At 46.2% G+C, this 26845-nt stretch carries 25 protein-coding genes, 1 tRNA gene and 1 riboswitch; of the genes, 25 read left to right on the forward strand and 1 reads right to left on the reverse strand.

What is annotated here, in order from left to right; all coding sequences use genetic code 11:
* Nucleotides 1-169: 169 nt before the first annotated feature.
* The 8 genes from Q9R36_RS15225 to Q9R36_RS15260 all read left to right on the forward strand — a co-directional run bounded on the left by Q9R36_RS15225 (nt 170) and on the right by Q9R36_RS15260 (nt 9758).
* Nucleotides 170-1873, forward strand: a complete 1704-nt coding sequence (locus tag Q9R36_RS15225) for a long-chain-fatty-acid--CoA ligase (RefSeq protein ID WP_101550486.1) — start codon at nt 170-172, stop codon at nt 1871-1873.
* Between the two features lie 283 nt (nt 1874-2156).
* Nucleotides 2157-2741 carry a fatty acid metabolism transcriptional regulator FadR gene (locus tag Q9R36_RS15230; protein ID WP_009796016.1) on the forward strand — a complete coding sequence of 195 codons (585 nt, stop codon included), beginning with the start codon at nt 2157-2159 and terminating at the stop codon, nt 2739-2741.
* Between the two features lie 52 nt (nt 2742-2793).
* Complete coding sequence (locus tag Q9R36_RS15235; protein ID WP_022544255.1) at nt 2794-3567, forward strand: enoyl-CoA hydratase; 774 nt, start codon at nt 2794-2796, stop codon at nt 3565-3567.
* Nucleotides 3568-3718: 151 nt separating this feature from the next.
* Complete coding sequence (locus Q9R36_RS15240; protein ID WP_009796018.1) at nt 3719-4492, forward strand: electron transfer flavoprotein subunit beta/FixA family protein; 774 nt, start codon at nt 3719-3721, stop codon at nt 4490-4492.
* Nucleotides 4493-4530: 38 nt separating this feature from the next.
* A complete protein-coding gene (locus tag Q9R36_RS15245) occupies nt 4531-5508 on the forward strand; it encodes an electron transfer flavoprotein subunit alpha/FixB family protein (RefSeq protein WP_009796019.1) in 978 nt (325 codons plus the stop codon).
* A gap of 272 nt (nt 5509-5780) precedes the next feature.
* Complete coding sequence (trxA, locus tag Q9R36_RS15250; protein ID WP_009796020.1) at nt 5781-6095, forward strand: thioredoxin; 315 nt, start codon at nt 5781-5783, stop codon at nt 6093-6095.
* 262 nt (nt 6096-6357) lie between these two features.
* The gene (gene uvrC, locus Q9R36_RS15255) at nt 6358-8130 is read left to right on the forward strand and encodes an excinuclease ABC subunit UvrC (RefSeq protein WP_101550484.1); all 1773 of its coding nucleotides are present in this window, start codon (nt 6358-6360) and stop codon (nt 8128-8130) included.
* A 69-nt stretch (nt 8131-8199) separates the two neighbouring features.
* Nucleotides 8200-8379: riboswitch (Lysine riboswitch) on the forward strand.
* A gap of 146 nt (nt 8380-8525) precedes the next feature.
* A complete protein-coding gene (locus Q9R36_RS15260) occupies nt 8526-9758 on the forward strand; it encodes an aspartate kinase (RefSeq protein ID WP_311225463.1) in 1233 nt (410 codons plus the stop codon).
* Between the two features lie 112 nt (nt 9759-9870).
* Here Q9R36_RS15260 and Q9R36_RS15265 read toward each other — a convergent pair whose 3' ends face one another.
* Nucleotides 9871-10320: a YslB family protein gene (locus tag Q9R36_RS15265; protein ID WP_009796026.1), complete on the reverse strand. Its 450-nt coding sequence runs from the start codon at nt 10318-10320 to the stop codon at nt 9871-9873.
* Nucleotides 10321-10713: 393 nt separating this feature from the next.
* On the opposite strand from Q9R36_RS15265, the gene Q9R36_RS15270 reads away from it, so the two are divergent.
* The 17 genes from Q9R36_RS15270 (at nt 10714) to Q9R36_RS15350 (ending at nt 26378) form a co-directional block, all read left to right on the forward strand.
* Nucleotides 10714-11322 carry a succinate dehydrogenase cytochrome b558 subunit gene (locus Q9R36_RS15270; protein ID WP_257991991.1) on the forward strand — a complete coding sequence of 203 codons (609 nt, stop codon included), beginning with the start codon at nt 10714-10716 and terminating at the stop codon, nt 11320-11322.
* 107 nt (nt 11323-11429) lie between these two features.
* Entirely contained in the window at nt 11430-13190 is a 1761-nt protein-coding gene (gene sdhA / locus Q9R36_RS15275; RefSeq protein WP_148977160.1) for a succinate dehydrogenase flavoprotein subunit, read from the forward strand.
* A gap of 3 nt (nt 13191-13193) precedes the next feature.
* Nucleotides 13194-13955 (forward strand): succinate dehydrogenase iron-sulfur subunit, encoded by a 762-nt coding sequence (sdhB, locus tag Q9R36_RS15280; RefSeq protein ID WP_009796030.1) that lies wholly within the window; start codon nt 13194-13196, stop codon nt 13953-13955.
* Nucleotides 13956-14076: 121 nt separating this feature from the next.
* Nucleotides 14077-14541: an acyl-CoA thioesterase gene (locus Q9R36_RS15285; protein ID WP_022544252.1), complete on the forward strand. Its 465-nt coding sequence runs from the start codon at nt 14077-14079 to the stop codon at nt 14539-14541.
* Between the two features lie 260 nt (nt 14542-14801).
* Complete coding sequence (gerE, locus tag Q9R36_RS15290; RefSeq protein WP_009796032.1) at nt 14802-15026, forward strand: spore germination transcription factor GerE; 225 nt, start codon at nt 14802-14804, stop codon at nt 15024-15026.
* Between the two features lie 227 nt (nt 15027-15253).
* On the forward strand, nt 15254-15715 hold the full coding sequence (locus tag Q9R36_RS15295; protein WP_022544251.1) for a MarR family winged helix-turn-helix transcriptional regulator: 462 nt from the start codon (nt 15254-15256) through the stop codon (nt 15713-15715).
* Nucleotides 15716-15725: 10 nt separating this feature from the next.
* A complete protein-coding gene (racE, locus tag Q9R36_RS15300; protein WP_311225464.1) occupies nt 15726-16526 on the forward strand; it encodes a glutamate racemase in 801 nt (266 codons plus the stop codon).
* Nucleotides 16527-16733: 207 nt separating this feature from the next.
* Nucleotides 16734-18893, forward strand: coding sequence for a DNA helicase RecQ (recQ, locus tag Q9R36_RS15305; protein WP_009796036.1), 2160 nt, complete (start codon nt 16734-16736; stop codon nt 18891-18893).
* A 529-nt stretch (nt 18894-19422) separates the two neighbouring features.
* Complete coding sequence (locus tag Q9R36_RS15310; protein WP_094766933.1) at nt 19423-20493, forward strand: GerMN domain-containing protein; 1071 nt, start codon at nt 19423-19425, stop codon at nt 20491-20493.
* Nucleotides 20494-20608: 115 nt separating this feature from the next.
* Nucleotides 20609-21352: a ribonuclease PH gene (rph, locus tag Q9R36_RS15315; protein WP_022544249.1), complete on the forward strand. Its 744-nt coding sequence runs from the start codon at nt 20609-20611 to the stop codon at nt 21350-21352.
* A 19-nt stretch (nt 21353-21371) separates the two neighbouring features.
* Nucleotides 21372-21986 carry an XTP/dITP diphosphatase gene (locus Q9R36_RS15320; protein WP_101550474.1) on the forward strand — a complete coding sequence of 205 codons (615 nt, stop codon included), beginning with the start codon at nt 21372-21374 and terminating at the stop codon, nt 21984-21986.
* On the forward strand, nt 21979-22503 hold the full coding sequence (locus Q9R36_RS15325) for a metallophosphoesterase (RefSeq protein WP_009796040.1): 525 nt from the start codon (nt 21979-21981) through the stop codon (nt 22501-22503). The genes Q9R36_RS15320 and Q9R36_RS15325 overlap by 8 nt, the downstream gene beginning before the upstream one ends.
* 163 nt (nt 22504-22666) lie before the next feature.
* A tRNA-Arg gene (locus Q9R36_RS15330) sits at nt 22667-22743 on the forward strand.
* 106 nt (nt 22744-22849) lie between these two features.
* The gene (locus Q9R36_RS15335) at nt 22850-23818 is read left to right on the forward strand and encodes a tyrosine-type recombinase/integrase (RefSeq protein WP_311225465.1); all 969 of its coding nucleotides are present in this window, start codon (nt 22850-22852) and stop codon (nt 23816-23818) included.
* A gap of 204 nt (nt 23819-24022) precedes the next feature.
* Nucleotides 24023-24898 carry a helix-turn-helix domain-containing protein gene (locus tag Q9R36_RS15340; protein ID WP_311225466.1) on the forward strand — a complete coding sequence of 292 codons (876 nt, stop codon included), beginning with the start codon at nt 24023-24025 and terminating at the stop codon, nt 24896-24898.
* A gap of 11 nt (nt 24899-24909) precedes the next feature.
* Nucleotides 24910-25464, forward strand: a complete 555-nt coding sequence (locus Q9R36_RS15345) for a hypothetical protein (RefSeq protein WP_311225467.1) — start codon at nt 24910-24912, stop codon at nt 25462-25464.
* Nucleotides 25465-25808: 344 nt separating this feature from the next.
* A complete protein-coding gene (locus Q9R36_RS15350) occupies nt 25809-26378 on the forward strand; it encodes a tyrosine-type recombinase/integrase (RefSeq protein WP_311225468.1) in 570 nt (189 codons plus the stop codon).
* Nucleotides 26379-26845 lie beyond the last annotated feature (467 nt).

Here is a 26845-nt window from a genome sequence, read left to right on the forward strand (position 1 = left end):
AACTGCAGGCAAACCCTTAATGCGGGGCATGCCTGCAGTTTTTTTATTTTTCAGGAACCAAACAGCAGGTCCTTTGGCTCATACAGATTGTCATGATTATTTCCTTATACTATAATGAATGGGAACAGTTAGAATGTTCTAACAAATCATTTTTGAAGGAGGGAAAAAAATGACAGAAGAAAGGCCTTGGCTTCAAAGCTATCCGGAAGATATCCCCCCGACTTTGACATACACAGACGAACCGGTACAGCAGTATTTAAAAAGAGCAGCAGAGGAGTTTCCAACCAAAAGCGCCATTCACTTTATGGGCAGGGAATTTACGTTTAAGGAGGTGTATGAGCAGGCGCTCAAGCTTGCCTCCTATCTTCAGGGGCTGGGCATCGAAAAAGGGGACAGAGTGGCCATCATGCTTCCCAATACTCCGCAGTCAGTCATCAGCTATTATGGCATCCTGATAGCGGGCGGGGTGGTAGTCCAGACCAATCCGCTCTATATGGAAAGAGAAATTGAGTACCAGATGAAAGACTCCGGGGCAAAAGCCATCATCACACTTGATATTCTGTTTCCGCGTGTTTCAAAGGCTGTCCCAAAAACAGAGATCAAGCATATTATTGTAACCGCTGTCAAAGATGCTCTCCCTTTCCCAAAGAATCTTGTCTACCCGTATATCCAGAAAAAGCAATATGGCATTGTAGTTAATGTGAAGCATGAAGGAAATAACCACTTGCTGAAGGAAATATTGAAGCGTCCCATCGGTAGCCTGAAGGAGCATAGCTTCGACTATGAAGAAGATATCGCCCTGCTGCAATATACAGGCGGGACCACAGGATTCCCCAAAGGGGTCATGCTTACCCACAGGAATCTTGTCAGCAATGCTTCCATGTGCCAGGCATGGCTGTACAAATGCCGCCGCGGGGAAGAAATCGTTCTCGGCCTGCTGCCGTTTTTTCATGTGTACGGCATGACCACTGTGATGATCCTTTCCATTATGCAGGCATATAAGATGGTCCTGCTGCCGAAATTTGATGCCGAGACAACTTTGAAAACCATCCAAAAGCAAAGGCCAACCCTGTTTCCTGGAGCGCCAACCATCTATATAGGGCTTCTCAACCATCCGGATCTTCAGAAATATGACCTGTCATCGATCGATTCCTGCATCAGCGGCTCAGCTCCCCTGCCGGTTGAAGTACAGCAGCGTTTTGAGGAAGTGACGGGAGGAAAGCTCGTTGAAGGCTACGGGCTGACAGAATCTTCACCGGTCACCCATTCAAACTATCTATGGGACCGTCCGAGGGTTAAAGGAAGCATTGGTGTGCCATGGCCTGATACAGATGCTGCGGTGTTCTCAATGGAAAATGGCGAAAAGCTGCCTCCCGGGGAAGTCGGGGAAATAGCAGTAAAGGGCCCTCAAGTCATGAAAGGCTACTGGAACCGTCCGGAGGATACGGCCCAGACTTTAAGGGACGGCTGGCTCCTTACAGGTGATCTTGGGTATATGGACGAATCAGGCTATTTCTATGTTGTGGACCGCAAAAAAGATATGATCATTGCCGGCGGCTTCAATATTTACCCGCGTGAAATAGAAGAAGTCATCTATGAACATCCGGGCGTACAGGAAGTTGTGGCTGCAGGGATCCCTGACCCATACAGGGGGGAAACGGTCAAAGCCTATATAGTCATGAAAGAAGGGCATGAGGCATCCGAAGAAGAATTGAATGAATTTGCGAGGAAACATCTTGCTGCCTACAAGGTTCCAAGGATTTATGAATTCAGGAGTGAGCTCCCGAAAACAGCCGTCGGAAAAATACTGCGCCGGGCTCTTGTAGAAGAAGAGAAAAAGAAATTGGAAGAAGAACAGAAAAAGCAAGCCTGATCATTTTTAAAATAGCGGATAATAGAGTAAAGTATAAACAAACAGATTCAAATCCTTCCTGAGACCGGATCTCCATTCGGACTCTTTATTTTGAAAAATAGAGCTTGTCCGCCTCAGCGCCGATAAGAAAATTTTATCATGACAAATTCTTGACAACTTTTGCTTGTAATACTATTATAAAAATATGAATGATGATTCATTCATTTTAGCACAAAGGAACAATCTGCATGACAGCATTATCCCTTTCTTTGCGCTTTTTGATAAATGGAACGGGGGAAAAATGTTGAAGAAGAATAAACCAAAATATATGCAAATTATTGAGGCTGCTGTAGTGGTTATAGCAGAAAACGGCTACCACCAGGCCCAGGTTTCGAAAATTGCGAGGCAGGCCGGGGTGGCTGACGGGACGATATACTTATATTTTAAGAATAAGGAAGATATCCTGATTTCACTTTTTGAAGAGAAAATGGGATCTTTTGTTGAAAAAATCGAACAGAATATTGCAGGAAATGACTCAGCCACAGAGAAATTATTAATGATGGTCGAAAATCATTTTAAGCTTTTATCTGAAGATCACCATCTGGCCATTGTCACCCAGCTGGAATTAAGGCAGTCCAATAAGGATTTGCGCTTAAAAATCAATGACGTGCTGAAAGGCTATTTGAAGGCGATCGATCAGATACTTGCATCAGGAATTGAAACCGGGGAATTTTCACCCTCGCTTGATATCAGGCTGGCCAGACAGATGATTTTTGGCACAATAGACGAAACTGTAACGACCTGGGTCATGAACGACCAAAAGTACAGCCTGACTGATCTGGCCCCTGCTGTCCATAAACTGCTTGTGCACGGCTGTTCCAGCCGTTAGGGCAGGCAGACTCTGATAATAAGAGTAAACCGACGATTATAGGAGGGTAAACATGGAGTATTTAACTTGGTCGCATCAGGATATGGTTGCCGAGATTGCAATCAGCCGGCCTCCTGCAAATGCACTTTCTTCCGGCGTGCTTAAAGAGCTTTCCGGTGTATTGGATGAAATTGAAGAAACTGACGAGGTCAGGGTGGTCCTCATCCATGGGGAAGGCCGTTTCTTCTCAGCGGGCGCTGACATCAAAGAATTTACAGAGGTAGAGTCCAGCGGCGACTTTTCTAAACTGGGCAAGTTCGGCCAGGATCTGTTCGAAAGGATGGAATCATTTCCGAAGCCGATTATTGCCGCCATTCACGGAGCTGCGCTTGGAGGGGGCCTCGAGCTTGCCATGGGCTGCCATTTCAGGCTTGTTTCCGAAACAGCCAAGCTGGGCCTTCCAGAGCTTCAGCTGGGTCTTGTCCCGGGCTTTGCCGGCACACAGCGGCTGCCAAGGCTGGTAGGATCTGCACGGGCAGCGGAAATGCTGTTCACAAGTGATCCGATCACAGGCATCCAGGCAGTCCAGTATGGCTTGGCCAACCATGCATTCCCTGAAGAAGAGCTGCTGGAAAATGCGTTTAATATGGCAAAGAAAATTGCCAGGAAGAGTCCGATTGCGCTGAAAGCGGCAATTGAGCTTCTCAGCCATTCCAAGCATGCTGAGTTTTATAATGGGGTAGAAAAAGAAGCGGAACTCTTTGGAAAAGTGTTCGCCTCTGAAGATGGGCAGGAAGGGATCTCGGCTTTCATTGAAAAAAGAGAGCCTGCTTTTAAAGGAAAATAACTGCTGCAAAGAGAGTGTTTCCCTCAGCTTCTTGGCTGGGGATTTACTCCGCCTTGAATTTTCCCAATCTTTTAAACTGATATTTTTTTCTAAAATGTAAACGCAAACAATTATTCGATTCATCTAACCTATCAATTTGGGAGGGAACATAATGAACATTTATGTTTTATTAAAAAGAACCTTTGATACCGAGGAGAAAATTTCCATTTCGGGCGGACAGATCAATGAAGATGGCGCAGAATTCATCATTAACCCGTACGATGAATATGCCGTCGAGGAAGCGATCCAGGTGAGGGATGAGCATGGCGGCGAAGTCACGGTCATTTCCGTAGGCACGGAGGAAGCTGAAAAGCAGCTCCGGACCGCACTTGCGATGGGAGCTGACAAAGCGGTACTGATCAACACGGAAGATGATGTGGAAGCCGGAGACCAGTTCACAACAGCCAAGATCCTGTCCGAATACTTAAAGGACAAAGAAGCCGATTTGATCCTGGCAGGAAATGTGGCCATTGACGGCGGCTCAGGCCAGGTTGGCCCTCGTGTCGCAGAGCTGCTGGATATCCCTTATATCACTACTATCACGAAACTGGACATCAGCGGTACAACAGCAACGATTGTCCGGGATGTTGAAGGTGATTCTGAAGTGATTGAAACAAGCCTTCCTCTTCTCGCTACAGCTCAGCAGGGCTTGAATGAACCGAGATATCCTTCTCTGCCGGGAATCATGAAGGCGAAGAAAAAGCCGCTTGAGGAGCTTGAGCTGGATGATCTTGACCTTGAAGAAGATGATGTAGAGGCGAAGACAAAGACGATCGAAATATATCTCCCTCCGAAGAAGGAAGCCGGTAAAGTGCTGGAAGGCGACCTTGAAGACCAGGTCAAAGAGCTTGTCAGCCTTCTTCACACTGAAGCGAAAGTCATTTAATTCATTGATACAGAATAAATACTCAGGAGGTACACAAAATGGCTAGAAAAGTATTGGTATTGGGCGAAGTCAGGGACGGATCATTGCGGAATGTATCGTTCGAAGCGATTGCAGCTGCCAAAATTGCATCTGAAGGAGGCGAGGTTGTCGGCGTTCTGATTGGGGATTCAGTCAGCGCACTGGGAGCAGAGCTGATCCAGTACGGTGCAGACAGGGTTGTTACTGTGGAGGACGAAAAGCTGAAGCAATATAGTTCAGACGGCTTTTCACAGGCACTCCTGGCTGTGGTGGATTCTGAAGGTCCGGAAGGGATCGTGTTCGGACATACAGCGCTTGGGAAAGACCTGTCGCCGAGGATTGCAGCAAAGCTTGAATCCGGCCTCATCTCTGATGCAGTCAGCGTTGAAGAAAGCGGCGGAAATATTGTATTCACACGCCCGATTTATTCAGGCAAAGCTTTTGAAAAGAAGATCATCACAGACGGGCTGATCTTTGCAACGATCAGGCCAAATAATATCGCACCGCTTGAAAAGGATGAGTCACGCACTGGGGATACAGCTTCACTTTCTGTTGAAATCAAAGACCTGCGCACCATCATTAAAGAAGTGGTAAGAAAAGCTTCTGAAGGGGTGGACCTCTCTGAAGCGAAAGTAATTGTAGCAGGAGGCCGCGGCGTCAAGAGTGAAGACGGCTTCGGGCCGCTGAAGGAGCTTGCAGATCTTCTTGGAGGAGCGGTCGGGGCTTCCCGCGGTGCCTGTGATGCAGAGTACTGTGATTATTCACTTCAGATCGGCCAGACTGGAAAAGTTGTTACACCGGATCTTTATATCGCATGCGGCATCTCCGGCGCCATCCAGCATTTAGCCGGGATGTCCAATTCAAAGGTGATTGTAGCCATCAATAAAGATCCTGAAGCAAATATCTTCAAAGTGGCAGACTACGGGATCGTCGGAGACTTGTTTGAAGTGCTCCCGCTGCTGACCGAGGAATTCAGAAAGGTCGTTGTAAACGCATAATGAGGGGAGCGGCACGAGCCGCTCTTTCTCTTTTGGCCCCTGGTTTAATTCTGGGTCAAACCATGAATATAACAGTGTTAAAAGGGTATATTACGGACGAAACAGATTATTAGCTTCGTCAGGGAAACGGTGATATACTGTCATTAGAATTCGAGCTGGCGGTTTGATTGGGCAGCCAGGCATAGATATGCTGCCCGGGAAAACTGTATTGTTCAATCTGAATCCAGACGGGACTTCCCGGCAAACTCTATACTTTTTAGGAGGCATATATTATGGCAATTACAAATGCGACTGATCAAACTTTTGCAACAGAAACTGGCTCTGGCCTGGTTCTTGCTGACTTCTGGGCACCATGGTGCGGACCATGCAAAATGATTGCACCTGTGCTTGAAGAGCTTGACAGCGAAATGAGCGACAAAGTGAAAATCGTCAAGATCGATGTAGATGAAAATCAGGAAACAGCAGGCAAGTTCGGTGTCATGAGCATTCCTACACTGCTGGTCCTTAAAGATGGCGAAGTCGTTGACAAAGTTGTCGGCTTCCAGCCAAAAGAAGCTCTTTCAGAACTTCTTTCAAAACACGCGTAAACATTGAAGATGGCCCCGGTTCTAAGAGCCGGGGTTTTGTTATGTATAATATTGCCTTATGTCTCCTGATGCCGGGCTGGAAGTTTTCATAAAAAAAGAAAATATTGACGCAGTCCTGTGGAATTTTTATAATAGTAATCTTGCCCTCCTTTCCTTTATTGCTTTTTTCCTTTTGTAATTTTTATTAAAATGAAAGGGCGGCATCTAAAAAATTGTAACGCAATGCGTGTATATAGATTGATTTTGCACCGGGGGTGAAAATATGAACGAAAGAATCAAGAATAAGCTGATGCTGCTGCCGGACCAGCCAGGCTGCTACCTTATGAAGGACAGGCAGGATACCGTGATTTACGTTGGGAAAGCAAAGGTACTGAAGAACCGAGTCCGCTCTTACTTTACCGGTTCACATGACGGCAAAACGCTCCGCCTTGTAAATGAAATTGAGGATTTCGAATATATTGTCACATCATCAGATATGGAAGCCCTCATTCTTGAAATGAACCTGATCAAAAAGTATGATCCAAAATACAATGTCATGCTGAAGGACGACAAAAGCTACCCGTTCATCAAGCTGACAGCTGAACGCCATCCAAGGCTGATCACAACCCGGAATGTCAAAAAAGACAAAGGGAAGTACTTTGGGCCATATCCGAATGTCCAGGCGGCGAATGAAACAAAAAAGCTGCTTGACCGGATCTATCCGCTCAGGAAGTGCTCGACCCTCCCTGACAGGGTCTGCCTGTACTATCATATGGGCCAGTGCCTGGCGCCCTGCGTCAAGCCGGTCAGCGAAAAGCAGTATAAAGATATTGTCGATGAGATTGCACGATTTTTGAACGGCGGCTACAAAGACATCAAGAAAGAGCTTACAGTCAAAATGACGGCAGCAGCAGAGGAACTGGATTTTGAAAGGGCGAAGGAACTGAGGGACCAGATCGCCCATATTGAAGCGACGATGGAAAAACAGAAAATGACATCGACCGATTTTACTGACCGCGATGTATTCGGCTTTGCCGTCGATAAGGGCTGGATGTGCGTCCAGGTCTTTTTTATCAGACAGGGGAAGCTGATTGAAAGAGATGTTTCGCTGTTCCCGGTTTACGGGGAGCCTGAGGAAGAAATGCTTACCTTCATGGGCCAGTTCTATACAAAGGCAAACCATTTTAAACCGCGTGAAATTCTGGTGCCGGATACGGTCAATGAAGAAATGGCAGAAAAGCTCCTGGAAGTAAAGGTGCTCAAACCGCAGCGCGGCCAGAAGAAAGATCTGGTCAAGCTGGCAGGGAAAAATGCCAGGATTGCCCTCCAGGAGAAGTTCTCCCTTATAGAACGGGATGAGGAACGGACGATCAAAGCGGTTGAAAATCTTGGCAGGCAGCTGGGCATTTATACGCCGCACCGCATTGAAGCTTTTGATAACTCGAATATCCAGGGCACTGACCCGGTTTCTGCCATGATTGTATTCATAGACGGCAAACCGGAAAAGCGCGAATACAGGAAATATAAGATCAAGACAGTCAAGGGACCGGATGATTATGAATCCATGCGCGAGGCTGTCCGGAGGCGGTACACCAGGGTGCTTAAAGAAGGTCTGCCCATTCCGGATCTTATTATTGTCGACGGCGGGAAAGGCCATATTGAATCGGTCAGGGATGTACTTGAAAATGAGCTCGGGCTTGATATTCCCATATCCGGCCTTGCCAAGGATGAGAAGCACAGGACTTCCCAGCTCTTGTATGGGAATCCGCTGGAAATCATACCGCTTGAGCGGAACAGCCAGGAGTTTTATCTGCTTCAGCGCATCCAGGATGAAGTCCACCGCTTCGCCATCACCTTCCACCGGCAGCTCCGCGGAAAAAGCGCCTTCCAGTCATTGTTGGATGACATTCCCGGAATTGGCGAGAAGAGAAAGAAGCTGCTTTTGAAAACCTTCGGATCCGTAAAGAAAATGAAAGAAGCCGGCTTGGATGAATTTACAGCTATCGGAATTCCGGCTAATGTCGCACAGGAATTAAAAAATAAATTATCTGAATAGCATTGATATAAAAAAAACGCTATGATATAATGATTTCAACTTTATAGCAATATCACTTTATAGCATTAAAGTGAAGGTAGAGGTGCAAACTTCATCAGTAAAAGCTTGGAGAAAGATGAGTTTCTGTGAAAAGCTTTGAAAGGGAATGTTTGCCGAAGAAAAGGAAGTCTCATTTCTTTCTTTTCTGGTCCTGTATTGAATAAATACTGGATTGTCAAGACAGCGCCGTCTTGGAGAGCTATCTCACTGTGTGGGCATATTTTATATGTATTTAAAACACAGCAATGGGATGGTTATTCTCATTGCTTTTTTGTGTTCAAATCAGCAATGGATAACCTCTCTTTTACATGTCAGGCGGCCGGAAAAACGATATCCAGATGAAAGAAGGAGAAACGATGGGATTAATTGTCCAGAAATTCGGAGGGACTTCTGTTGGCAGCACAGAAAGAATCATGAATGCAGCAGAGCGAGCAATTGAAGAAAAAGAGAGAGGCAATGACGTAGTCGTTGTTGTATCTGCAATGGGGAAAACGACTGACCAGCTTGTAGGCCTGGCCAGGGAAATTTCTGCTTCGCCCAGCAAGCGTGAAATGGATATGCTCCTTACAACAGGTGAACAGGTGACAATCAGCCTTTTGAGCCTGGCTTTGAACGAAAAAGGCTATGAAAGCATCTCCTTCACTGGATGGCAGGCAGGAATAGAAACTGAGGCTGTGCATGGGAACGCAAGGATTGTACATATAGATCCGGAGAAAATCCAAAATCAGCTTAATCAAGGAAAGATCGTCGTGGTTGCCGGATTCCAGGGAGTAACAGAAGATGGGAGCATTTCCACCCTTGGACGCGGCGGCTCCGATACAACGGCAGTGGCGCTGGCAGCAGTGCTGAAAGCGGATAAGTGCGATATTTATACAGATGTGACAGGCGTCTATACGACTGACCCGCGCTATGTAAAAGGAGCAAGGAAGCTGCAGTCCCTGTCATATGACGAAATGCTTGAGCTTGCGAATCTCGGTGCAGGTGTGCTTCATCCGAGGGCAGTGGAATTTGCCAAGAATTATGAAGTGCCGCTTGAAGTCAGATCAAGCACTGAAAGGGAAAGAGGAACGATCATTGAGGAGGAGCCAACGATGGAAGAAAATTTAGTTGTACGGGGAGTAGCTTTTGAAAATGCGATCACCAAGGTAGCAATCCTTGGGCTGGAGGACAGCCTGAAGGGCCTGTCCACTGTCTTCACGACACTTGCTGCGCATCACATCAATGTTGACATCATTATTCAGAGTGTTGCTGAAGGACAAACAGGAAGCCTGTCTTTTTCAATTAAAAATGATGATCTGGAAGAAACGCTTAAGGTTCTGGAGAACAATCGGGATACACTGAAATATGACCGGATTGAATCAGAATCAGGACTTGCAAAAGTGTCTATTGTCGGTTCGGGAATGGTGTCGAATCCTGGGGTGGCAGCGGAGATGTTCGAAGTGCTTTCTTCAAATGGGATCCAGGTCAAGATGGTCAGCACTTCAGAGATCAAGGTGTCAACGGTCATCAGTGACAGCTCTATGGTCAAAGCGGTGGAAGCCCTCCACGAAGCGTTCGAACTGTCAGGCACTCCGGCAAAGAGCGTGTAAATCAAAAAAGATGGCAGAGGCGCCGGGCTGGATGCATCGGGGAAGGATCTCCTCCCGGATGCGCGCCGCGCTTCGTGCCATCCCTTCTTTTATGCTTACAGCAGCTTATCCATTATAGCGGGCTGATGCGGTCTTTTTTATCCCACTTCACTGTGAAAAGGACAAGGCCGCCCCTTTTTTTGGGATGCTCAAAGGCTTCAGAGAGCAGTTCTTTCTGGGATTCCAGCTGCTGTGCGAGAAAACCGGCTTCGAGCTGAAAAGTGCAATCAGGATTTTCCTTAAAGCGCCTGGCGAACAATGGGCTTGAAAGCTGGAGCTCCATTTCGCTCCTTTTTTCTTCTTTTACAGCAAGATTTCCCCATCCGGCGTTTTCAAAAAACTCAATGACTGCTTCCATCGATTCAAGCGGGTATTTCCTTGCCAGCCTCTTGCCGGCCCAATAAAGTATTTCGGCTGCATCCTTGCCGAGCATATCGGTAAGAATCTCTTCCCGGATCAATTCATAGCCGAAAGCAGGGACGGTTTCCGGCCCGTGCTCAGCCTTTGTTTCTGCAGATGTCATATTGCTCAATCGTCTCCCCTCTTTCTATGATTCTATTATATACAATCCAGATAAAAATAAAGCACTGATTCAAGAAAAAACAGCTTCAGTCCTATAAGAAAAAAATGCTATTTCAATATATTCTCCTATACATAAGGAATCATAGCCAAATAGAGGATTTTCGTTCTTTATATAATATCAATATATTTTAAAAATTTTATTTATATCATATATTTTATGTATCCGTTTTCTTGACGCTCTATTCCGATGGGAGTAAAATGGACATGTCACTTAATTGTAAGAAAATGAATAATTAACATTTTCTCGATGATGGAAAGGACCTGTTTTCCAGAAATAATATTTTCATAGAAAAGGCCTTTCATCATTTCTTCAAAATTCAGGGGGGGTAAATCAATGGCAGGTAATCGGGAGTTTTTCAATCGCAGACTGCATTCATTACTTGGGGTCATTCCAGTTGGGCTGTTTCTTGTTCAGCACCTTGTAGTGAACCATTTTGCAACAGGAGGAGAAGAGTCGTTTAACAAGGCAGCACACTTTATGGAGCAGCTTCCATTCAGATATGTCTTAGAAACTGTAGTCATCTTCCTGCCTTTGCTGTTCCACGCGATCTATGGCCTTTATATTGCTTTTACTGCTAAGAATAATGCTAGCAGATTCGGATTTTTCCGCAACTGGATGTTCCTTCTCCAGCGTGTTTCCGGTGTAGTGACGCTTATTTTCATTACCTGGCATGTGTGGGAGACAAGGGTTGCTGCCGCTTTTGGCGCAGATGTCAACTTCCAGATGATGGAGAATATTTTGTCGAATCCGTTTATGTTCTGGTTCTACATTGTCGGCGTTATTTCTACAATATTCCACTTTGCAAACGGTTTGTGGTCTTTCGCAGTAAGCTGGGGAATCACCGTTACTCCTCGTTCACAGCTGATTTCCACTTATGTTACAATCGCAATTTTCATTGCCCTTTCCATCGTTGGGATCCGCGCAATCACGGCATTTGTTTAAGAGTTTCAGAGTGCTTAAATCTTGTAATTTTCAGCATAGCGCAGGGGAAAATGCGCTTAGGCTTAGTTTGAAATAGAGCTGTACTAGTATTGAGGGAGTGAGCCATGATGAGTAAAGGAAAAGTAATCGTTGTCGGCGGCGGACTGGCCGGCTTGATGGCAACAATTAAAGTAGCAGAATCAGGGACTCCGGTTGAATTATTTTCTCTTGTCCCGGTTAAACGTTCTCACTCTGTTTGTGCCCAGGGCGGTATTAATGGAGCGGTCAACACAAAGGGTGAAGGAGATTCACCTTGGGAGCATTTCGATGATACGGTTTACGGGGGAGATTTCCTTGCCAATCAGCCGCCTGTAAAGGCCATGACTGAAGCAGCGCCGGGAATCATCCATTTATTGGACCGCATGGGCGTCATGTTCAACCGTACACCGGAAGGACTGCTGGACTTCAGGCGCTTCGGCGGAACCCAGCATCACCGTACAGCATTTGCAGGCGCCACGACCGGCCAGCAGCTTTTATACGCATTGGATGAGCAGGTGCGCCGCCATGAGGTGGCTGGCCTTGTAACAAAATATGAAGGCTGGGAGTTCCTTGGCTCTGTCGTCGATGATGAAGGCATTTGCCGCGGGGTAATTGCTCAAAATCTCACATCCATGGAGATCAAATCGTTCTCAGGGGATGCCGTAATCATGGCAACCGGAGGCCCGGGCATCATTTTCGGAAAATCAACCAACTCTGTCATCAACACAGGGTCTGCTGCATCGATCGTATATCAGCAGGGAGCATATTATGCAAACGGCGAATTCATCCAGATCCATCCGACAGCCATCCCGGGGGATGACAAACTGCGCCTGATGAGTGAATCAGCACGCGGTGAGGGCGGCCGTGTATGGACCTATAAAGATGGGAAGCCATGGTACTTCCTGGAGGAGAAATATCCAGCCTACGGAAACCTGGTGCCTCGTGATATTGCCACACGTGAAATCTTCGATGTCTGCGTCAATCAGAAGCTTGGCATCAATGGCGAGAACATGGTTTATCTTGACCTGTCCCATAAAGATCCTAAAGAGCTTGATATCAAGCTTGGCGGAATCATTGAAATCTATGAAAAATTCATGGGGGATGACCCTCGCAAGGTACCTATGAAAATTTTCCCTGCCGTACACTATTCGATGGGCGGACTGTGGGTAGATTATGATCAGATGACGAATATCCCAGGATTATTTGCAGCAGGGGAGTGCGATTATTCCCAGCATGGTGCAAACCGCCTGGGCGCCAACTCCCTTCTGTCTGCCATCTACGGCGGAATGGTTGCAGGTCCGAAAGCGCTCGAATATATCGCCGGCCTTGAAAAGAGTGCAGAAGATGTTTCTTCTTCCGTTTTCGACAAGTATGTCAGACAGGAAGAAGAAAAATGGAGCAGCATCATGTCCCTTGATGGAACAGAGAATGCATATGTTCTCCATAAAGAGCTGGGCGAATGGATGACAGATAATGTAACGGTTGTCCGCCATAATGATAAGCTATTGAAAACTGATGAAAAAATCGTAGAATTGCTTGAACGCTATAAAAATATCAATATCAATGACACAGCAAAATGGAGCAATCAGGGAGCTGTCTTCACACGCCAGCTTCAAAACATGCTGCAGCTTGCCAGGGTCATCACAATTGGTGCCTATAACCGGAATGAAAGCCGCGGGGCTCACTATAAGCCTGAATTTCCTGACCGTAATGATGATGAGTTCCTGAAAACGACCATGGCAAAGTTCGCTGGTCCTGATTCAGCGCCTCAATTCCATTATGAGGAAGTAGATACAGGCCTGATCACGCCTCGTAAACGTGATTACACGAAGAAGAAAGGGGGAAAATAAACGATGTCTGAAAACAAAACAGTTACATTTCAAATCACCCGGCAGGACTCGCCTGATTCAGCCCCTTATCAAGAAGAGTTCAAACTGGCTTACCGCCCGAATATGAACGTTATCTCAGCACTGATGGAAATCCGCCGTAATCCGGTAAATTCCAAAGGGGAGAGCACGACGCCGATTGCATGGGACATGAACTGTCTTGAAGAAGTATGCGGCGCCTGCTCAATGATCATAAACGGCAAGCCGCGCCAATCCTGTACTGCGCTTGTCGACAAGCTCGAGCAGCCGATCAGGCTTGAGCCGATGCGTACATTCCCTGTCGTCCGCGACCTTCAGGTAGACAGAAGCCGCATGTTCGACTCCCTGAAAAAGGTGAAAGCATGGATTCCGATTGACGGAACATACGATCTTGGACCTGGACCGCGCATGCCTGAGAAGAAGCGCCAATGGGCTTATGAGCTGTCCAAGTGCATGACTTGCGGCGTTTGCCTTGAGGCCTGCCCGAATGTGAACAGCAAAGCCGATTTCATCGGTCCTGCCCCGTTATCACAGGTGCGCTTGTTCAACGCCCATCCAACTGGTGAGATGAATAAATCCGAACGCCTGGAGCAGATCATGGGCGATGGCGGACTGGCGAATTGCGGAAATTCCCAGAACTGCGTTCAGTCCTGCCCGAAAGGCATCCCTTTGACTACCTCAATCGCAGCATTGAACCGGGATACAACAATCCAGTCATTCAGAAGCTTCTTCGGAAGCGATCAGGCTTAATAGAACAGACCCCCTTTCAGGCTGAAAGGGGGTTTTTGTGCATTTGATGTTTCCAAATCCGGTGAAAGAAATTATAATAATATAAAACGACTGAATGTTCATTCATTATTGGAGGCGCGTCATGAGTAAAATGAATTATGTTGATGACTTTGCGGCTTGGGAGGAAAGCTTTGTGTTTTCCCATCCTGTCAAGGTCCGGTTTTCAGAAACAGATATGTTTGGCCATTTGAATAACACAGTTCCCTTCACATATTTTGAGGAAGCAAGAATAGAGTTTTTCAAGAGCATCGGCTTCATGCAGGAATGGGTGAAGCCTGGGAACGAAACGATTCCTGTTGTAGCCGATCTGCAGTGCGATTTCCTGAAGCAGGTATTTTTCGATGAAAGCCTCAGCATCCATGTAAAAGCAGAAAGCATTGGGCGGTCTTCAGCAGATCTTCATTATATGGCAAAACGGAAAGATGGAGCAGTCTGCTTTGCGGGCAGGGGGACAATCGTGCAAATTTCCAGGAAAACAGGAAAAGGCGTACCCTGGACCGAGGGAATGAGGAATCTTCTTACAGCCGGAAAAACCATCCACGCTTAAGCCGCAGGAGCAGTTCTTTCACACCTGCTCCTGCAGCTGCATATAATTGGGGGAGCAGGTGTATGGAGCATGAATCATAAATCATGTGGCTGTATGGCGCGGACCCCCAACTAAACCAGGCAATAGCCCTTTTAGAAAAAATAATCTCTCCTTCCAGTAAATGCAGTCACTCCGCCAGTACAGATTACATATGATATGGTGACTAAATATATACCCATCCCGCGGTTCATAGCTGGCGAAGGCAAGGAGGGTTACAATACTTGAAGGAGAACGAATATACTCACAAGCCGTTACTCACCAAACGTGAAAGAGAAGTATTCGAGCTATTAGTTCAAGACAAGACAACGAAAGAAATCGCTGGTGAACTATTTATTAGCGAAAAGACGGTTCGCAACCATATTTCAAATGCTATGCAAAAGCTTGGCGTTAAGGGGCGTTCTCAAGCCGTTGTAGAGCTCCTTCGAATGGGAGAGCTAGAACTTTGATTATGGCCGGCAATCTTGGATAAGGTTGCCGGTTATCATATTTTATAGGGCAGTTTTGCAGGGGAGAGCCTGCCGGCAGGACGTGCAGTCTGCAGAATTGACGCATTTTTTGCATTGCCTGGATTTCCATCTTGAAAATTGGATGAAAAAAGTAGACAATAAAGCAAAGAACTGCAATCTTTCCGCCTGCATAAAGACTGGAATTGCTTAAATGGGAGTTGTATGGGATGACGCATGGAAATAATAAAGACATAAAAGAAACAATTGATATTGTTGCAGATATTGAGAAAGACCTTCGCTACATATCCGGCATCATTAAGCAAAAAGGCCGGGAAATATTAAGCAATTATACAATTACGCCCCCACAGTTTGTTGCCCTGCAGTGGCTGCACGAGGAAGGGGACATGACAATCGGCGAGCTTTCTAATAAAATGTATTTAGCCTTCAGTACAACGACAGACCTTGTGGACAGAATGGAAAAAAACGAGCTCGTCCAGAGAGTGAAGGACCCGAATGACAGGCGGGTCGTCCGCATCCATCTGCTGCCGGAGGGAGAGCGGATCATCGAAGAGGTTATCGTGAAGAGGCAGATCTACTTGCGCGAGGTTCTCAAGAATTTCTCCAAGGATGAAGTAACCGTACTGAAGAACAACTTAACGCAATTACACCAAGATATGCGCGAAAAATGAGGCGGTATGTTTGAAGCAACCAATTGGGATCATTGATTCAGGGGTCGGCGGTTTGACAGTGGCAAAAGAAGTCATGAGGCAGCTGCCGAATGAGAATATCGTTTATTTGGGAGATACTGCCCGGTGCCCCTACGGGCCGAGGACGGCTGAAGAAGTAAGGCGGTTTACATGGCAGATGACTGAGTTTTTATTGACTCAGGATATCAAAATGCTTGTGATTGCCTGTAATACGGCAACTGCGGTCGTGCTTGAGGAAATACAGGAAAAGCTCCCCATTCCTGTCCTTGGGGTCATCTATCCCGGGGCAAGGGCGGCTTTAAAGGTATCCAAAAGCAATAAGATCGGAATCATCGGCACGATCGGCACGGTCAACAGCAAAGCCTATGAAAAGGCCCTTAAGCAAATCAACCGGAAGGTATGTGTGAAACCTTTGGCCTGCCCGAAATTTGTCCCGCTTGTGGAAAGCGGGGAATATGGGAGTGCTGTAGCCAAGAAAATTGTTGCTGAAACCTTGAAGCCTTTAAGGAACAAGGATCTTGATACACTGATCCTTGGGTGTACGCACTACCCGCTGCTTGAACCCTTGATTAAAAATATCATGGGGCCGGGTGTGAAAGTGATCAGCTCAGGTGAAGAGACCGCAAGGGAAGTCAGCACCATACTGGACTACCGGGGATTGCTCAATCAAAGTGCGGACGAGCCTGTCCATAAATATTTTGCGACAGGATCCATAAGCATTTTTACGAAGATTGCGGGCCAATGGCTGCAAAGGCCCGTTGACCATATAGAAAAAATAAAGCTGGAAGCATAGCCTCCTTTTTGGGGGCTTTTGCTGTTCAATTTTTTAAAAAGTCAGGCTGTGTTATTGTACCTTGTTGATTTTGGGCTCATTTCAGAACAGCTGAAATGAGCCCAAAATCAACAGCAATGTTTAACAATGCCAAAAGTTAATAGCAGAAATAAAGGCATAAGGCTTCCGAAAATGGTACAATTCTAGTATCTCTAAAAGAAAAAGGTGATGATATTGATAGAACAAGCGGAAAAGCTGCTTAAGCAATATTTCGGCTATTCCACCTTCCGTAATGGCCAAAAAGAAATCATTCAGAATGTCATGAATGGCCGCCATACTCTTGGCATCCTCCCGACAGGAGGAGGAAAATCCCTCTCATTTCAAATTCCCGCACTCGCGATGCCTGGCACCGCCATCGTCATTTCCCCGCTCATTTCTTTAATGAAGGACCAAGTAGACGCATTGCTTGCAGCAGGCGTGTCCGCCACTTTCATAAACAGCAGCCTCACTCAGCAGGAGCTGATGGAAAGGACCTCAGGGATCCGGAATGGAGAGTATAAGCTGGTTTATGCTGCGCCGGAGCGTTTTGATTCCACTGGATTCATCCATCTGCTGAATTCCATCGATATTTCGATGATTGTATTCGATGAAGCACATTGTATCTCCCAATGGGGCCACGATTTCAGGCCGAGCTACCGCTCCATTATTCCTGCGCTCGGGCAGTTGAACGGCAGGCCGATCCTTGTCGGGCTCACCGCAACTGCGACAGAGGATGTGGCCAATGATATCTGCGGGCTGCTGCAGATCAGGGACGAAGATATTTTCATTACCGGGTTCGCGAGGGAAAACCTTGCTTTTAAAGTGGCCAAAGGCGTCAACAAGAGAGAATTCATTGCAAGTTATATCCGTAAGCATCAAGGACAGCCGGGTATTATTTACACCTCGAGCCGCAAGGAAACCGATCAGCTGCAGCAATTTTTGCAGGGGAAAAACATCCCGGCTTCACGCTACCATGCCGGCATGAATGAGGAAGACAGGAAAACAGCCCAGAATGATTTCGTCCATGACCAGACAGACATCATGGTGGCCACCAATGCGTTTGGCATGGGGATTGATAAATCAAATGTCCGGTTTGTTATCCATTACAGCCTGCCGAAGAATATTGAGGCCTATTATCAGGAAGCCGGCAGGGCCGGGCGTGACGGGGAGGAGAGTGAATGCATCCTTCTTTTTGCCCAGCAGGATATCCAGCTGCAGAAGTTCCTGATCGAGGAAACCGGCCTGGACAGCCGGAACAGGGAGCTTGAATTCAGCAAGCTGAACCGGATGGTGAACTATTGCCATACAGAGCAATGCCTTCAATCCTACATCATTGAGTACTTCGACCATGGAAGCGATGAAAGCCGCTGCGGAAAATGCAGCAATTGCATGGATGACAGAGAGAAGATTGATATTACGCTTGAAGCACAGATGATTTTCTCATGTATAAAGCGCATGGGTGAGCGCTTTGGCGTGAGTCTGACAGCGCAGGTGCTGAAAGGTTCCAATAATAAAAGAATCCGTGATATGAAATTCAATGAGTTGTCTACCTATGGATTGATGCGAAATCGTGCAGAAAAAGAAATTGCTGCTGTTATTAACTATCTGCTTGCTGAAGGCTTCCTCAGCCTGACAGACGGGAAGTATCCGGTGATCATGCTGACATCAAGGGTCCAAGGGGTTCTTAAGGGACAGGAAACGATCATGATGCGCAAAACAAAGGCAATCGAACAGAAGCCCGAAGCTGAAGGGGATCATGACCTGTTTGAACGGCTGCGTGCATTGCGGAAGCAGGTGGCTGAACAGGGGAAAATCCCGCCATATGTTGTTTTCCCTGATAGCACATTGCGCGAAATGAGCAAGTATTACCCGGCTGATGGAGAGTCTATGCTGCAGATCAAAGGCGTCGGGCAGATGAAGTATGATAAATACGGCAGCATGTTCGCTGAGGAAATCAAATTATATATGCAGGAAAACAATATTGAACCGCCGTCTGCCCTCCCCCCGAAAGAGGAAAAACAGGCGGACAGGCTCAAGGTTGATGAGGAGCCAAGCTATATGGTTTCCTACAAGCACTATATGGAGGGGATGGGCATAAAAGAGATTGCCAAGCAGCGCGGCTTTTCTTTAGTGACCGTCCAGAACCATGTCCTCCGGGCAGTGACTGAAGGGAATCCTTTCAACTGGTCTGAGCTGTTTGATGAGGAAACAGAGCAGAAGATCATGTCGGCAGCCGTGGAAAGCGGAGATACAAAGCTTAAGCCCATTAAAGAGCTCCTCGGGGATGAAATCGACTATTTTACAATCAAAGCAGTACTGATTAAAAATGAAGCAGCCGTCACATCATGAATATGGTAAAACAAGCAGGCCTTTACAGGGTCTGCTTTTTTGGATTGGGCAGAAAGCGGCGCCTGTGCATGGCGCTGGATTTGGAGTTCCTAGTCGCGTTCCTTAATAGAACAAGCGCCCTCCACATTTCGTTGTCCAGCTCCGGCTCCTAGGTGCTCGAGTCATAAGCCGCTCCAGGATTAAAGGCAAAGAACGCCTTTTATCCTGGAGCGGCTTATGCTGGGCCCGCAGGACGCGGGTCATGCAGGCGTTGCCACAGGACGTAGCGGTTTTAGCCCTGCGTTCCTCTAATCTGAACAGCCGCCTCCACATTTCAGTTTTGTCCAGTTCCGGGCGCTAGCCCCTCGAGGCATAAGCCACTTAGAAATTAAAGGCAAAGAACGCCTTTTATTCCTAAGTGGCTTATGCTTGTCGGGGCTAAGCAAGCGCCCTCCACATTTCAGCTGTCCTATTTTTTTTTCTCTCACGGGTCTATTTTTCCGGAAGGCTCGTATATATGTAGTACAAACTGTTCTGGGAGGGATTCAATATGTCTATAAATAAAAAGACAACAATGGTTTCAGCCGTACTGGCTTCTTCTGTGCTTTTATCCGGATGCGGGCTGTTCGGGATCGGGGAAAAAGAAAAGATCGATCCTCCGAAAGAGGTCAGCTATACAGAGGATGAAACAGCTGTTGAGGAAACAGCTGGAACTGAGGCAGAGCAGTCAGGTGAAGAGGCAGAGGTGGAGGGGTCTGTCCAGACCGAATTATATCTGGTTGATAAAAATGGCTATGTAGTTCCGCAGACGCTAACTCTGCCGAAAACAGAGTCTGTTGCTACACAGGCGCTGGAATATCTCGTGCAGAACGGGCCAGTTACCGATATGCTGCCGAATGACTTTAGGGCCGTCCTTCCTGCAGATACGAAAATAAGCGTAAACGTGAAGGATAAGGTGGCTACCGTTGATTTCTCGAAAGAGTTCGGGGACTATCAGGCCGAGGATGAAGAAAAAATTCTTGAATCTATTACCTGGACCCTCACACAATTCGATTCGATCGAGAAAGTAAAGCTCCAGATGAATGGCCATGCTCTGACAGAAATGCCTGTAAACGGGACGCCGATCAGCGAAACCCTGTCCAGGTCAAAGGGCATCAATATGGACACGTCCGATGCAGTGGATATTTCTAATACAAAATCCCTGACGGTTTATTATCTGGGCGGTGAAGAAGGAGCCTACTATTATGTTCCTGTGACAAAGCGCATCAGCGCACAGGAAGACAATCAGGTTGAAGCGGTAGTGAAGGAGCTTGTCAAAGGCCCTAGCTTCACATCCAATTTGTTTACAGACTTTATGCCGGAGGTTGAGCTGCTCGGCGACCCTAAGATCGAAAACGGTCTGGCAACATTGGATTTCAATGAATCCGTTTATGGCAGCTTTGAAGAAAAAATCATTTCCCAGCACCTGCTTAATTCATTAGTACTGTCCCTGACTGAACAAAAGGGCATTGAAAGTGTAGCGGTCACTGTAAATGGAAAGGCAGAGCTGGTAGATGAAAATGGCGAAAAGCTGACAGAACCGGTTACACGGCCTGAAAATGTGAATACAGGTAGTTTTTAAAAAAACTTTTTTGATATACTATATAATGACAAGGATAGAGGTAGGCAATTATTTGCCGCCTCTTCTTTATTGGATTCCGGATACATGCCGGAACAGGTTCGAAGGAGGAATGAACATGCGGAAAGACGGGCGTGAACAGCTGCAGTTAAGACCGATACATATTGAAACGAATTATTTAATGCATCCTGAAGGTTCTGTGCTGATCAGTGTGGGCAATACAAAGGTGATTTGTACAGCCAGCATAGATGAGCGGGTGCCCCCATTTATGAGAGGGGAAGGAAAAGGGTGGATTACGGCTGAATACAGTATGCTGCCCCGGGCAACAGAGCAAAGGAATATCCGTGAAGCCGCAAAGGGGAAAATCACCGGGCGCACAATGGAAATACAGCGCTTGATCGGACGGGCATTAAGGGCAGTCGTGGACCTTGAGGCACTTGGTGAAAGAACAATCTGGCTGGATTGCGATGTTATCCAGGCCGATGGCGGGACAAGGACAGCTTCCATCACAGGCGCATTTGTCGCAATGGCAATTGCTGTCGAAAAGCTGTATAGCAATAAAAAATTGTCAAAATTCCCGATTACGCAATTTCTTGCAGCTACAAGTGTGGGAATCCTTGAAAACAAACAGGTAGTCCTTGACCTGAATTATGCTGAAGATTCCAAGGCGGAAGTCGACATGAATGTGGTCATGACAGGCAATGGCGAATTTGTGGAGCTTCAGGGTACAGGAGAAGAAGCAACATTCTCAGCAAGCCAGCTGACGGAGCTGTTAAAAGCGGCGGAAGAAGGCGTAGGCAGGCTGTTTGATATTCAAAAGCAAGTGCTCGGCGAAAAAATCAGCTCGCAGATCGGGAAGTAAATCCAGGGAGATGAAAACTGTGCAGGAAGTTATTATTGCAACGAAAAATGCAGGGAAAGCGAAGGAATTCAGCAGGATGTTCAAGCCGCTGGGCTATGAAGTGAAAACCCTTCTCGACTTTCCTGAATTTGAGGATATTGAAGAGACTGGAAGCACGTTTGAGGAAAATGCAGTCCTAAAAGCAGAGGCTGTCTCTAAAGCTTTCGGAAAAATCGTCATTGCCGATGATTCCGGCCTTATGATCGATGCCCTTGAGGGCCGTCCAGGCATCTACTCCGCAAGGTATGCCGGCGAAGCGAAAAGTGATGAAGCAAATATGCAAAAGGTGCTCGCAGAGCTAGAAGGTGTGCCGGAAGAAAAAAGGACAGCCAGATTTTATTGTGCCTTGGCTGTTTCGGTGCCAGGCAAGGAAGCTTACACAGTCTCCGGAGCGTGTGAGGGCAGGATCCTGACTGATAAAAGGGGCAGCCATGGATTTGGGTATGATCCGATCTTCTTTGTGACTGAAAAAAATAAAAGCATGGCAGAACTCCCCCCTGAAGAGAAAAGCCAGATCAGCCACAGGGCCAAGGCCCTTGAAAAGCTGGAAAACAGTCTGGGAGCCCTTTTTAAAGGGGACGGTGCCAATGGCTAGAATATTGATTGTAAGTGACAGCCACGGGCTTGAGGAGGAGCTGGCGCAGCTCGCTGAGAGGCATGGGAAAGAAGCAGATTTCATGATCCACTGCGGGGATTCCGAGCTGCCTGCCGGACATCCTTCTATGTCGGGTTTTGCTGGAGTAAGGGGAAATTGCGATTATGATGATGCTTATCCTGACCAGCTTGTCAAAAACCTTGGAGGTTTGACGATTTTAGTTACCCATGGGCATCTCTACGGAGTGAAGAGCAGCCTTATGAAGCTGAAATATAAAGGCGAGGAGGAAGGAGCAGATATCATCTGCTTCGGACATTCGCACGAGCTTGGGGCAGAAATGATTGATGGCAGGCTGTTTTTGAACCCGGGAAGCTTGAGGCTGCCGAGAGGGCGCTATGAGAGGACCTATCTTCTGCTGGAAACGGCAGAGAGGGAAATCCGTGTGGATATATATGACTTTGAAACCGGAAAGCTTGAAAAGCTGTCACAGACTTTTCAGATTCCGGAAAGGGCATGAATCCGTTTATTGCATGAGGGGGGAACCCCTCTTGCAATAAACAGATTTATATGGCCGGAAAAAAAGATGCCAGGTTTATTATATTTTTCCTGAGAAGTTGTTGACTTTCATTTATTTGTCTACTATAATAAAAAATGTCCTCGCAATAACTAATAAAAAAAATGTCCCAGTAGCTCAGCAGGATAGAGCAACGGCCTTCTAAGCCGTCGGTCGGGAGTTCGAATCTCTCCTGGGACGCCATTACTACATACACCTAGCGGAGAAAATCCGCGTTATATAAGCCTTCTAATACGTCAGTTGAATCGGTCAATGAATCGGTCAACTGCGCATTAGGAGGCTTCTTTTTATGTCTAAAAGAAAAGCATCGCTAACGGTTAAAACCGATCTCTCAGATATTTTCCACGCAAAACCAAACCACTTAACGATCGAAGGGTACCCAATAGAAAAAGCGCTTGCAGCCATTTTGAAGCAGATGAAGGCAGCGGGATTGCGAAAAAGAACAATTGATGACTATATGCTGCATGTTAATCACTTTGCGGATATAACATCTGCTGTCACTGTCGAAGAATTATCAGCTGAACACGTTTACAGATGGCTGTCGTCAATGAATGTCAGCAATCAGACTAAGCTAACACGATTAAAGTGCTTAAAAGCCTTTTTAAGCAGATGTTTTCTCAATGGATGGATAGATACCAACTTCTGGACGGATATCAAGATTAAAGTAGACTCACCTGTGAAAGCAGGTGCCACAGATAGGGAGATCACGATACTGCTTTCCATGATGGATTTGACAAAGTTTGTTGAACTTCGGGATGCGGCGGCGATTCTGATCATGTATCAAACTGGGATCCGTGTCGGAACATTATCGCAATTGGAGCACAAACACGTAGATCTGGAGTCCAAAACATTGCGAATTGATGGTGGCATTATTAAAAACCATGAATCAATCTATCTGCCATTTGATGAAGTGCTGGGGCGGATCCTGGAAGCATTAATGCAGCAGAATGATTTGGTGCGTGCCGATCGCAAAGAAAACAATGATTATTTGTTTATTACTAAGGAAGGCGGCATGATCGCATCCAGTCCGACAAACAACAATATCACGAAGCGATTGTGCAGATACGCCAAGGATTACGGTTTAAAAAACATAAGTCCACATGCATTGCGGCGTGGCTTCGCTAAGAACCTGCTAAAAAAGGGCGCAAGTATTGCGTTGATCTCCAAAGCTCTTGGACATGCTGATCTGGCAGTTACGACACGTTATTTGCACATGGATAAAGAAGAAGTCATGAATAATCTCCGGAAGTATTTATAAAAAGAAAACGGGCTCCTGCTGCGGGAACAGCTGGAAGCCCGAAAACACTTTGCGCCACACACAAAGGCGAGAGCGCAGAAATACCGTATACATAGATTATAGCAAATTTGAAAAAAATCTGCGAATAATAATTTCTGCAAGTCTGTCCATTTAACAGAACAAATGTTCTTATTGTGTATGTGGTGCTCGAAAGGGCTGACAACAGTGCTGCTATTAGAAGAATACAAATCATTCAATACTGTTGCGGATCTTAATGCCGCAATCTATGCACATCTATGCGATCACTGGAACGATATGACAGACACAGATCGCAATACACTGAAGATCCTGGCCAGATACTCTGTTAAATATCCAGGCGCTGCCCATCTGAAGGCTGCGACGTTGGGCGTTCTTATCGGTAAGTCAGAGAAGACAGCCCGCCGCATATTAAACAAGCTGCAATCACTGGGCATTTTGCGCAAAATCACGACGATCCGTCCGAAGTCTAAAGGAACCGGAGCAAATATCATCCAAATCCAGCAGCCAAAGGCGTCCCAGGATGCGCCAGATCTATCTAGTGACCAGGCGGAAGCTTATAATATGCCCAAGCGGTCCGAAAGTGCCAGCCAGCGCCAGGCAACGTCTGAAAGGGATTTTGCGCCAGTTCAATCATCTTTATATAAATCTATTAAAAATCACTTTAAAGAAACGGATCCAGACGCAAATGCTGCATTAAGGAATACAATCCCAGAAGAATTATATGCAGCCATGTGCCCATATTTCAGCGCAGAAGAACTTTTCCAAACGATCGGAATTCTTTGGAGATCCAAATCAGCTGCTGGCGGTTCTAGCATACTAGTCGAGGATCATGCTTCAGCATACGCAGATAGCTTCAGATATGCCGTCCTGATGTTCAAACAGCGTAAGATACGTAATCTATCGGGCTATTTATTTTCTGCTTGGAAAGGTGTCACAGAAAGGATTCAGCGCAAGATTGCAGCTGTACAGCGTCCAGATCATCCAGTATTCCGCGACTGGTTAAATGATGAAAGTATAGTTAAATACAAAAATGACGCACTAGATGAATTAGGCGTTTATTAGGAGTGATTAATGTGTCTGAAGAAGTTCAAGATACAAGTATATATGCAAAATTTAGTCAACAAATCAATGATGGATTTTTGAAGTTCAATGATGCCATGCCAGCCATTTTAATTGGGCACTTGTACATAGAAGCAGAGATCGAAAAACAGATTAAAATTAAGTTAGAGCATTCAGAAATGTTAGATTTGTCACGTATGACGTTTTCGGACAAGCTAAGTCTGTTAGTAGCGCTGGGCGTTCTGCCGAAAGAATCCCTAACTCCATACGATCTCATTGACACATACAGACGTAAATTTGTGCATAGTCCTGAATGCTTATTGACGGAAGATGCTATCGGAAAATTAAAAAGATCCATGAATAAATCGCAAAGGCAGTTTTATCGCAAAATAGTGGATAAAGAATCGAAGATCGGGGATAAATTTCGAACCTGTGTAACGTTGCTGTTTGTAGATTTATGCATAAATGGGGAAATATTGCGGCTTAGAAGAAAGGGCGAAAACTTACAGCAAGAATTCGTCCAATTACAAGAATTATACGCGCAGCGTGCACAATTCTCAGCTGATTAGTAGGAAAAGATGTATATATTCCCGGCTATAAAAGCGTATACGAAAAGCCGTGTTACGTTGAGTTGCGCATAAGCAAGCTATATTGCATAAATGGCGCAATTATCATGTTAAATATCGTGAAGCCGAAGGGTGGCGCTGTAAAATATCTGCCTTCGCTTCCCAGACGAAAGGCAGGGAAATAAAAGGGGGCTGCATTTTTGCATCAGATATCGTTTATATGTACGAATCTATCTATTTTCGTACATTCATTTCCGCACTATTGCAGTATTTGGGATTTCGTGATACTCTAAATGTACGAAAATGGATCATAATATTTAAATTCATACATTTGGAGGGCGTTAAAAATGGGGAAAAAGAGGACTCAGGAAACTACATATAATGTGCAGCCGCTGCGAACTGCAGAGGAAATCGCAGAATTTAAATGGGCGCTCAAGCGATTTGCCAGCGATCGGGATCGGTTTATGTTTACGATTGGAATAAATACTGGATTGCGTGCTTCCGATTTAGTAAAGCTGAAAGTCAGCGATGTCCGCGGCAAAAACACCAGCACGATTGTCGAAGAAAAGACCGGAAAACCTCGCAGATTATATCTGGCAGCAATCCAGGACGAAATTATGGAGTTTTGCGCCGGAAAAGCGGATGATGAATGGTTATTCCCTTCACGCAAAGGAAGCGGCCATATCAGCCCAACACAGGCGTACAGATCACTGAATAAAGCTGCTGAAGCGCTGGATCGCCAGGACGTCGGAACACACACAATGCGAAAGACATTTGGTTATCACTATTATCAAAAGACAAAGGACATTGCGACATTGATGGAGATCTTCGGGCACAGCGCACCGTCTATCACAAAACGATATATAGGTATCACAGAAGACGAGATCCAGCAGAGCCTGGCTGATTTTAAACTGTAAAGCTGCCGACTATTTGGGCGGCTTTTTTTTTGCGTGATAAGATCCGGCTGGGAAATAAATATGGGGGGGGCGTCAAGCAAGCCAGCCCGGTGTCTGGTACCCACAACTTTCTTGCAAAATTTTTAAGCAAGGGGGCAAAGATCCGGCGCCATCCCGATCATCCCGGCCATCCATCGCAATACAGCAGCAGATCTTTATCGGATCGTCCTGCGCGATCCTCCGTCCCAGACCGCCAACCTGCGCCCATCCTCCACAATGAACGATGTAACATTGATGAGATCGCAAAAATGCGAACTTTGCCAGCTGAAAAAATGCGAACTTTGCTGCACTGAAAAATATATACACGTTGTGTCAAATATTTAATATTCGGCCGCAACAGGTGTTGGATAGTTGACACGCAATTGTCTGCGTTGCCTGCTATTCATACCTGAACATGATGTATTCCCTTTGACGATCTGGCGGCTATA

Origin of the sequence: Bacillus sp. AG4(2022) (assembly GCF_031844465.1) — a bacterium.
GTDB classification, from domain to species: domain Bacteria; phylum Bacillota; class Bacilli; order Bacillales; family Cytobacillaceae; genus Bacillus_AB; species Bacillus_AB infantis.

Bases quoted from the DNA above. Each gene is read 5' to 3' on its own strand.
- Q9R36_RS15225 (WP_101550486.1), top strand. From the start codon at position 170: ATGACAGAAGAAAGGCCTTGGCTTCAAAGCTATCCGGAAGATATCCCC.
- Q9R36_RS15235 (WP_022544255.1), top strand. From the start codon at position 2,794: ATGGAGTATTTAACTTGGTCGCATCAGGATATGGTTGCCGAGATTGCA.
- Q9R36_RS15240 (WP_009796018.1), top strand. From the start codon at position 3,719: ATGAACATTTATGTTTTATTAAAAAGAACCTTTGATACCGAGGAGAAA.
- Q9R36_RS15245 (WP_009796019.1), top strand. From the start codon at position 4,531: ATGGCTAGAAAAGTATTGGTATTGGGCGAAGTCAGGGACGGATCATTG.
- trxA (WP_009796020.1), top strand. From the start codon at position 5,781: ATGGCAATTACAAATGCGACTGATCAAACTTTTGCAACAGAAACTGGC.
- uvrC (WP_101550484.1), top strand. From the start codon at position 6,358: ATGAACGAAAGAATCAAGAATAAGCTGATGCTGCTGCCGGACCAGCCA.
- Q9R36_RS15260 (WP_311225463.1), top strand. From the start codon at position 8,526: ATGGGATTAATTGTCCAGAAATTCGGAGGGACTTCTGTTGGCAGCACA.
- Q9R36_RS15265 (WP_009796026.1), bottom strand. From the start codon at position 10,320: ATGACATCTGCAGAAACAAAGGCTGAGCACGGGCCGGAAACCGTCCCT.
- Q9R36_RS15270 (WP_257991991.1), top strand. From the start codon at position 10,714: ATGGCAGGTAATCGGGAGTTTTTCAATCGCAGACTGCATTCATTACTT.
- sdhA (WP_148977160.1), top strand. From the start codon at position 11,430: ATGAGTAAAGGAAAAGTAATCGTTGTCGGCGGCGGACTGGCCGGCTTG.
- sdhB (WP_009796030.1), top strand. From the start codon at position 13,194: ATGTCTGAAAACAAAACAGTTACATTTCAAATCACCCGGCAGGACTCG.
- Q9R36_RS15285 (WP_022544252.1), top strand. From the start codon at position 14,077: ATGAGTAAAATGAATTATGTTGATGACTTTGCGGCTTGGGAGGAAAGC.
- Q9R36_RS15295 (WP_022544251.1), top strand. From the start codon at position 15,254: ATGACGCATGGAAATAATAAAGACATAAAAGAAACAATTGATATTGTT.
- recQ (WP_009796036.1), top strand. From the start codon at position 16,734: ATGATATTGATAGAACAAGCGGAAAAGCTGCTTAAGCAATATTTCGGC.
- Q9R36_RS15310 (WP_094766933.1), top strand. From the start codon at position 19,423: ATGTCTATAAATAAAAAGACAACAATGGTTTCAGCCGTACTGGCTTCT.
- rph (WP_022544249.1), top strand. From the start codon at position 20,609: ATGCGGAAAGACGGGCGTGAACAGCTGCAGTTAAGACCGATACATATT.
- Q9R36_RS15325 (WP_009796040.1), top strand. From the start codon at position 21,979: ATGGCTAGAATATTGATTGTAAGTGACAGCCACGGGCTTGAGGAGGAG.
- Q9R36_RS15335 (WP_311225465.1), top strand. From the start codon at position 22,850: ATGTCTAAAAGAAAAGCATCGCTAACGGTTAAAACCGATCTCTCAGAT.
- Q9R36_RS15350 (WP_311225468.1), top strand. From the start codon at position 25,809: ATGGGGAAAAAGAGGACTCAGGAAACTACATATAATGTGCAGCCGCTG.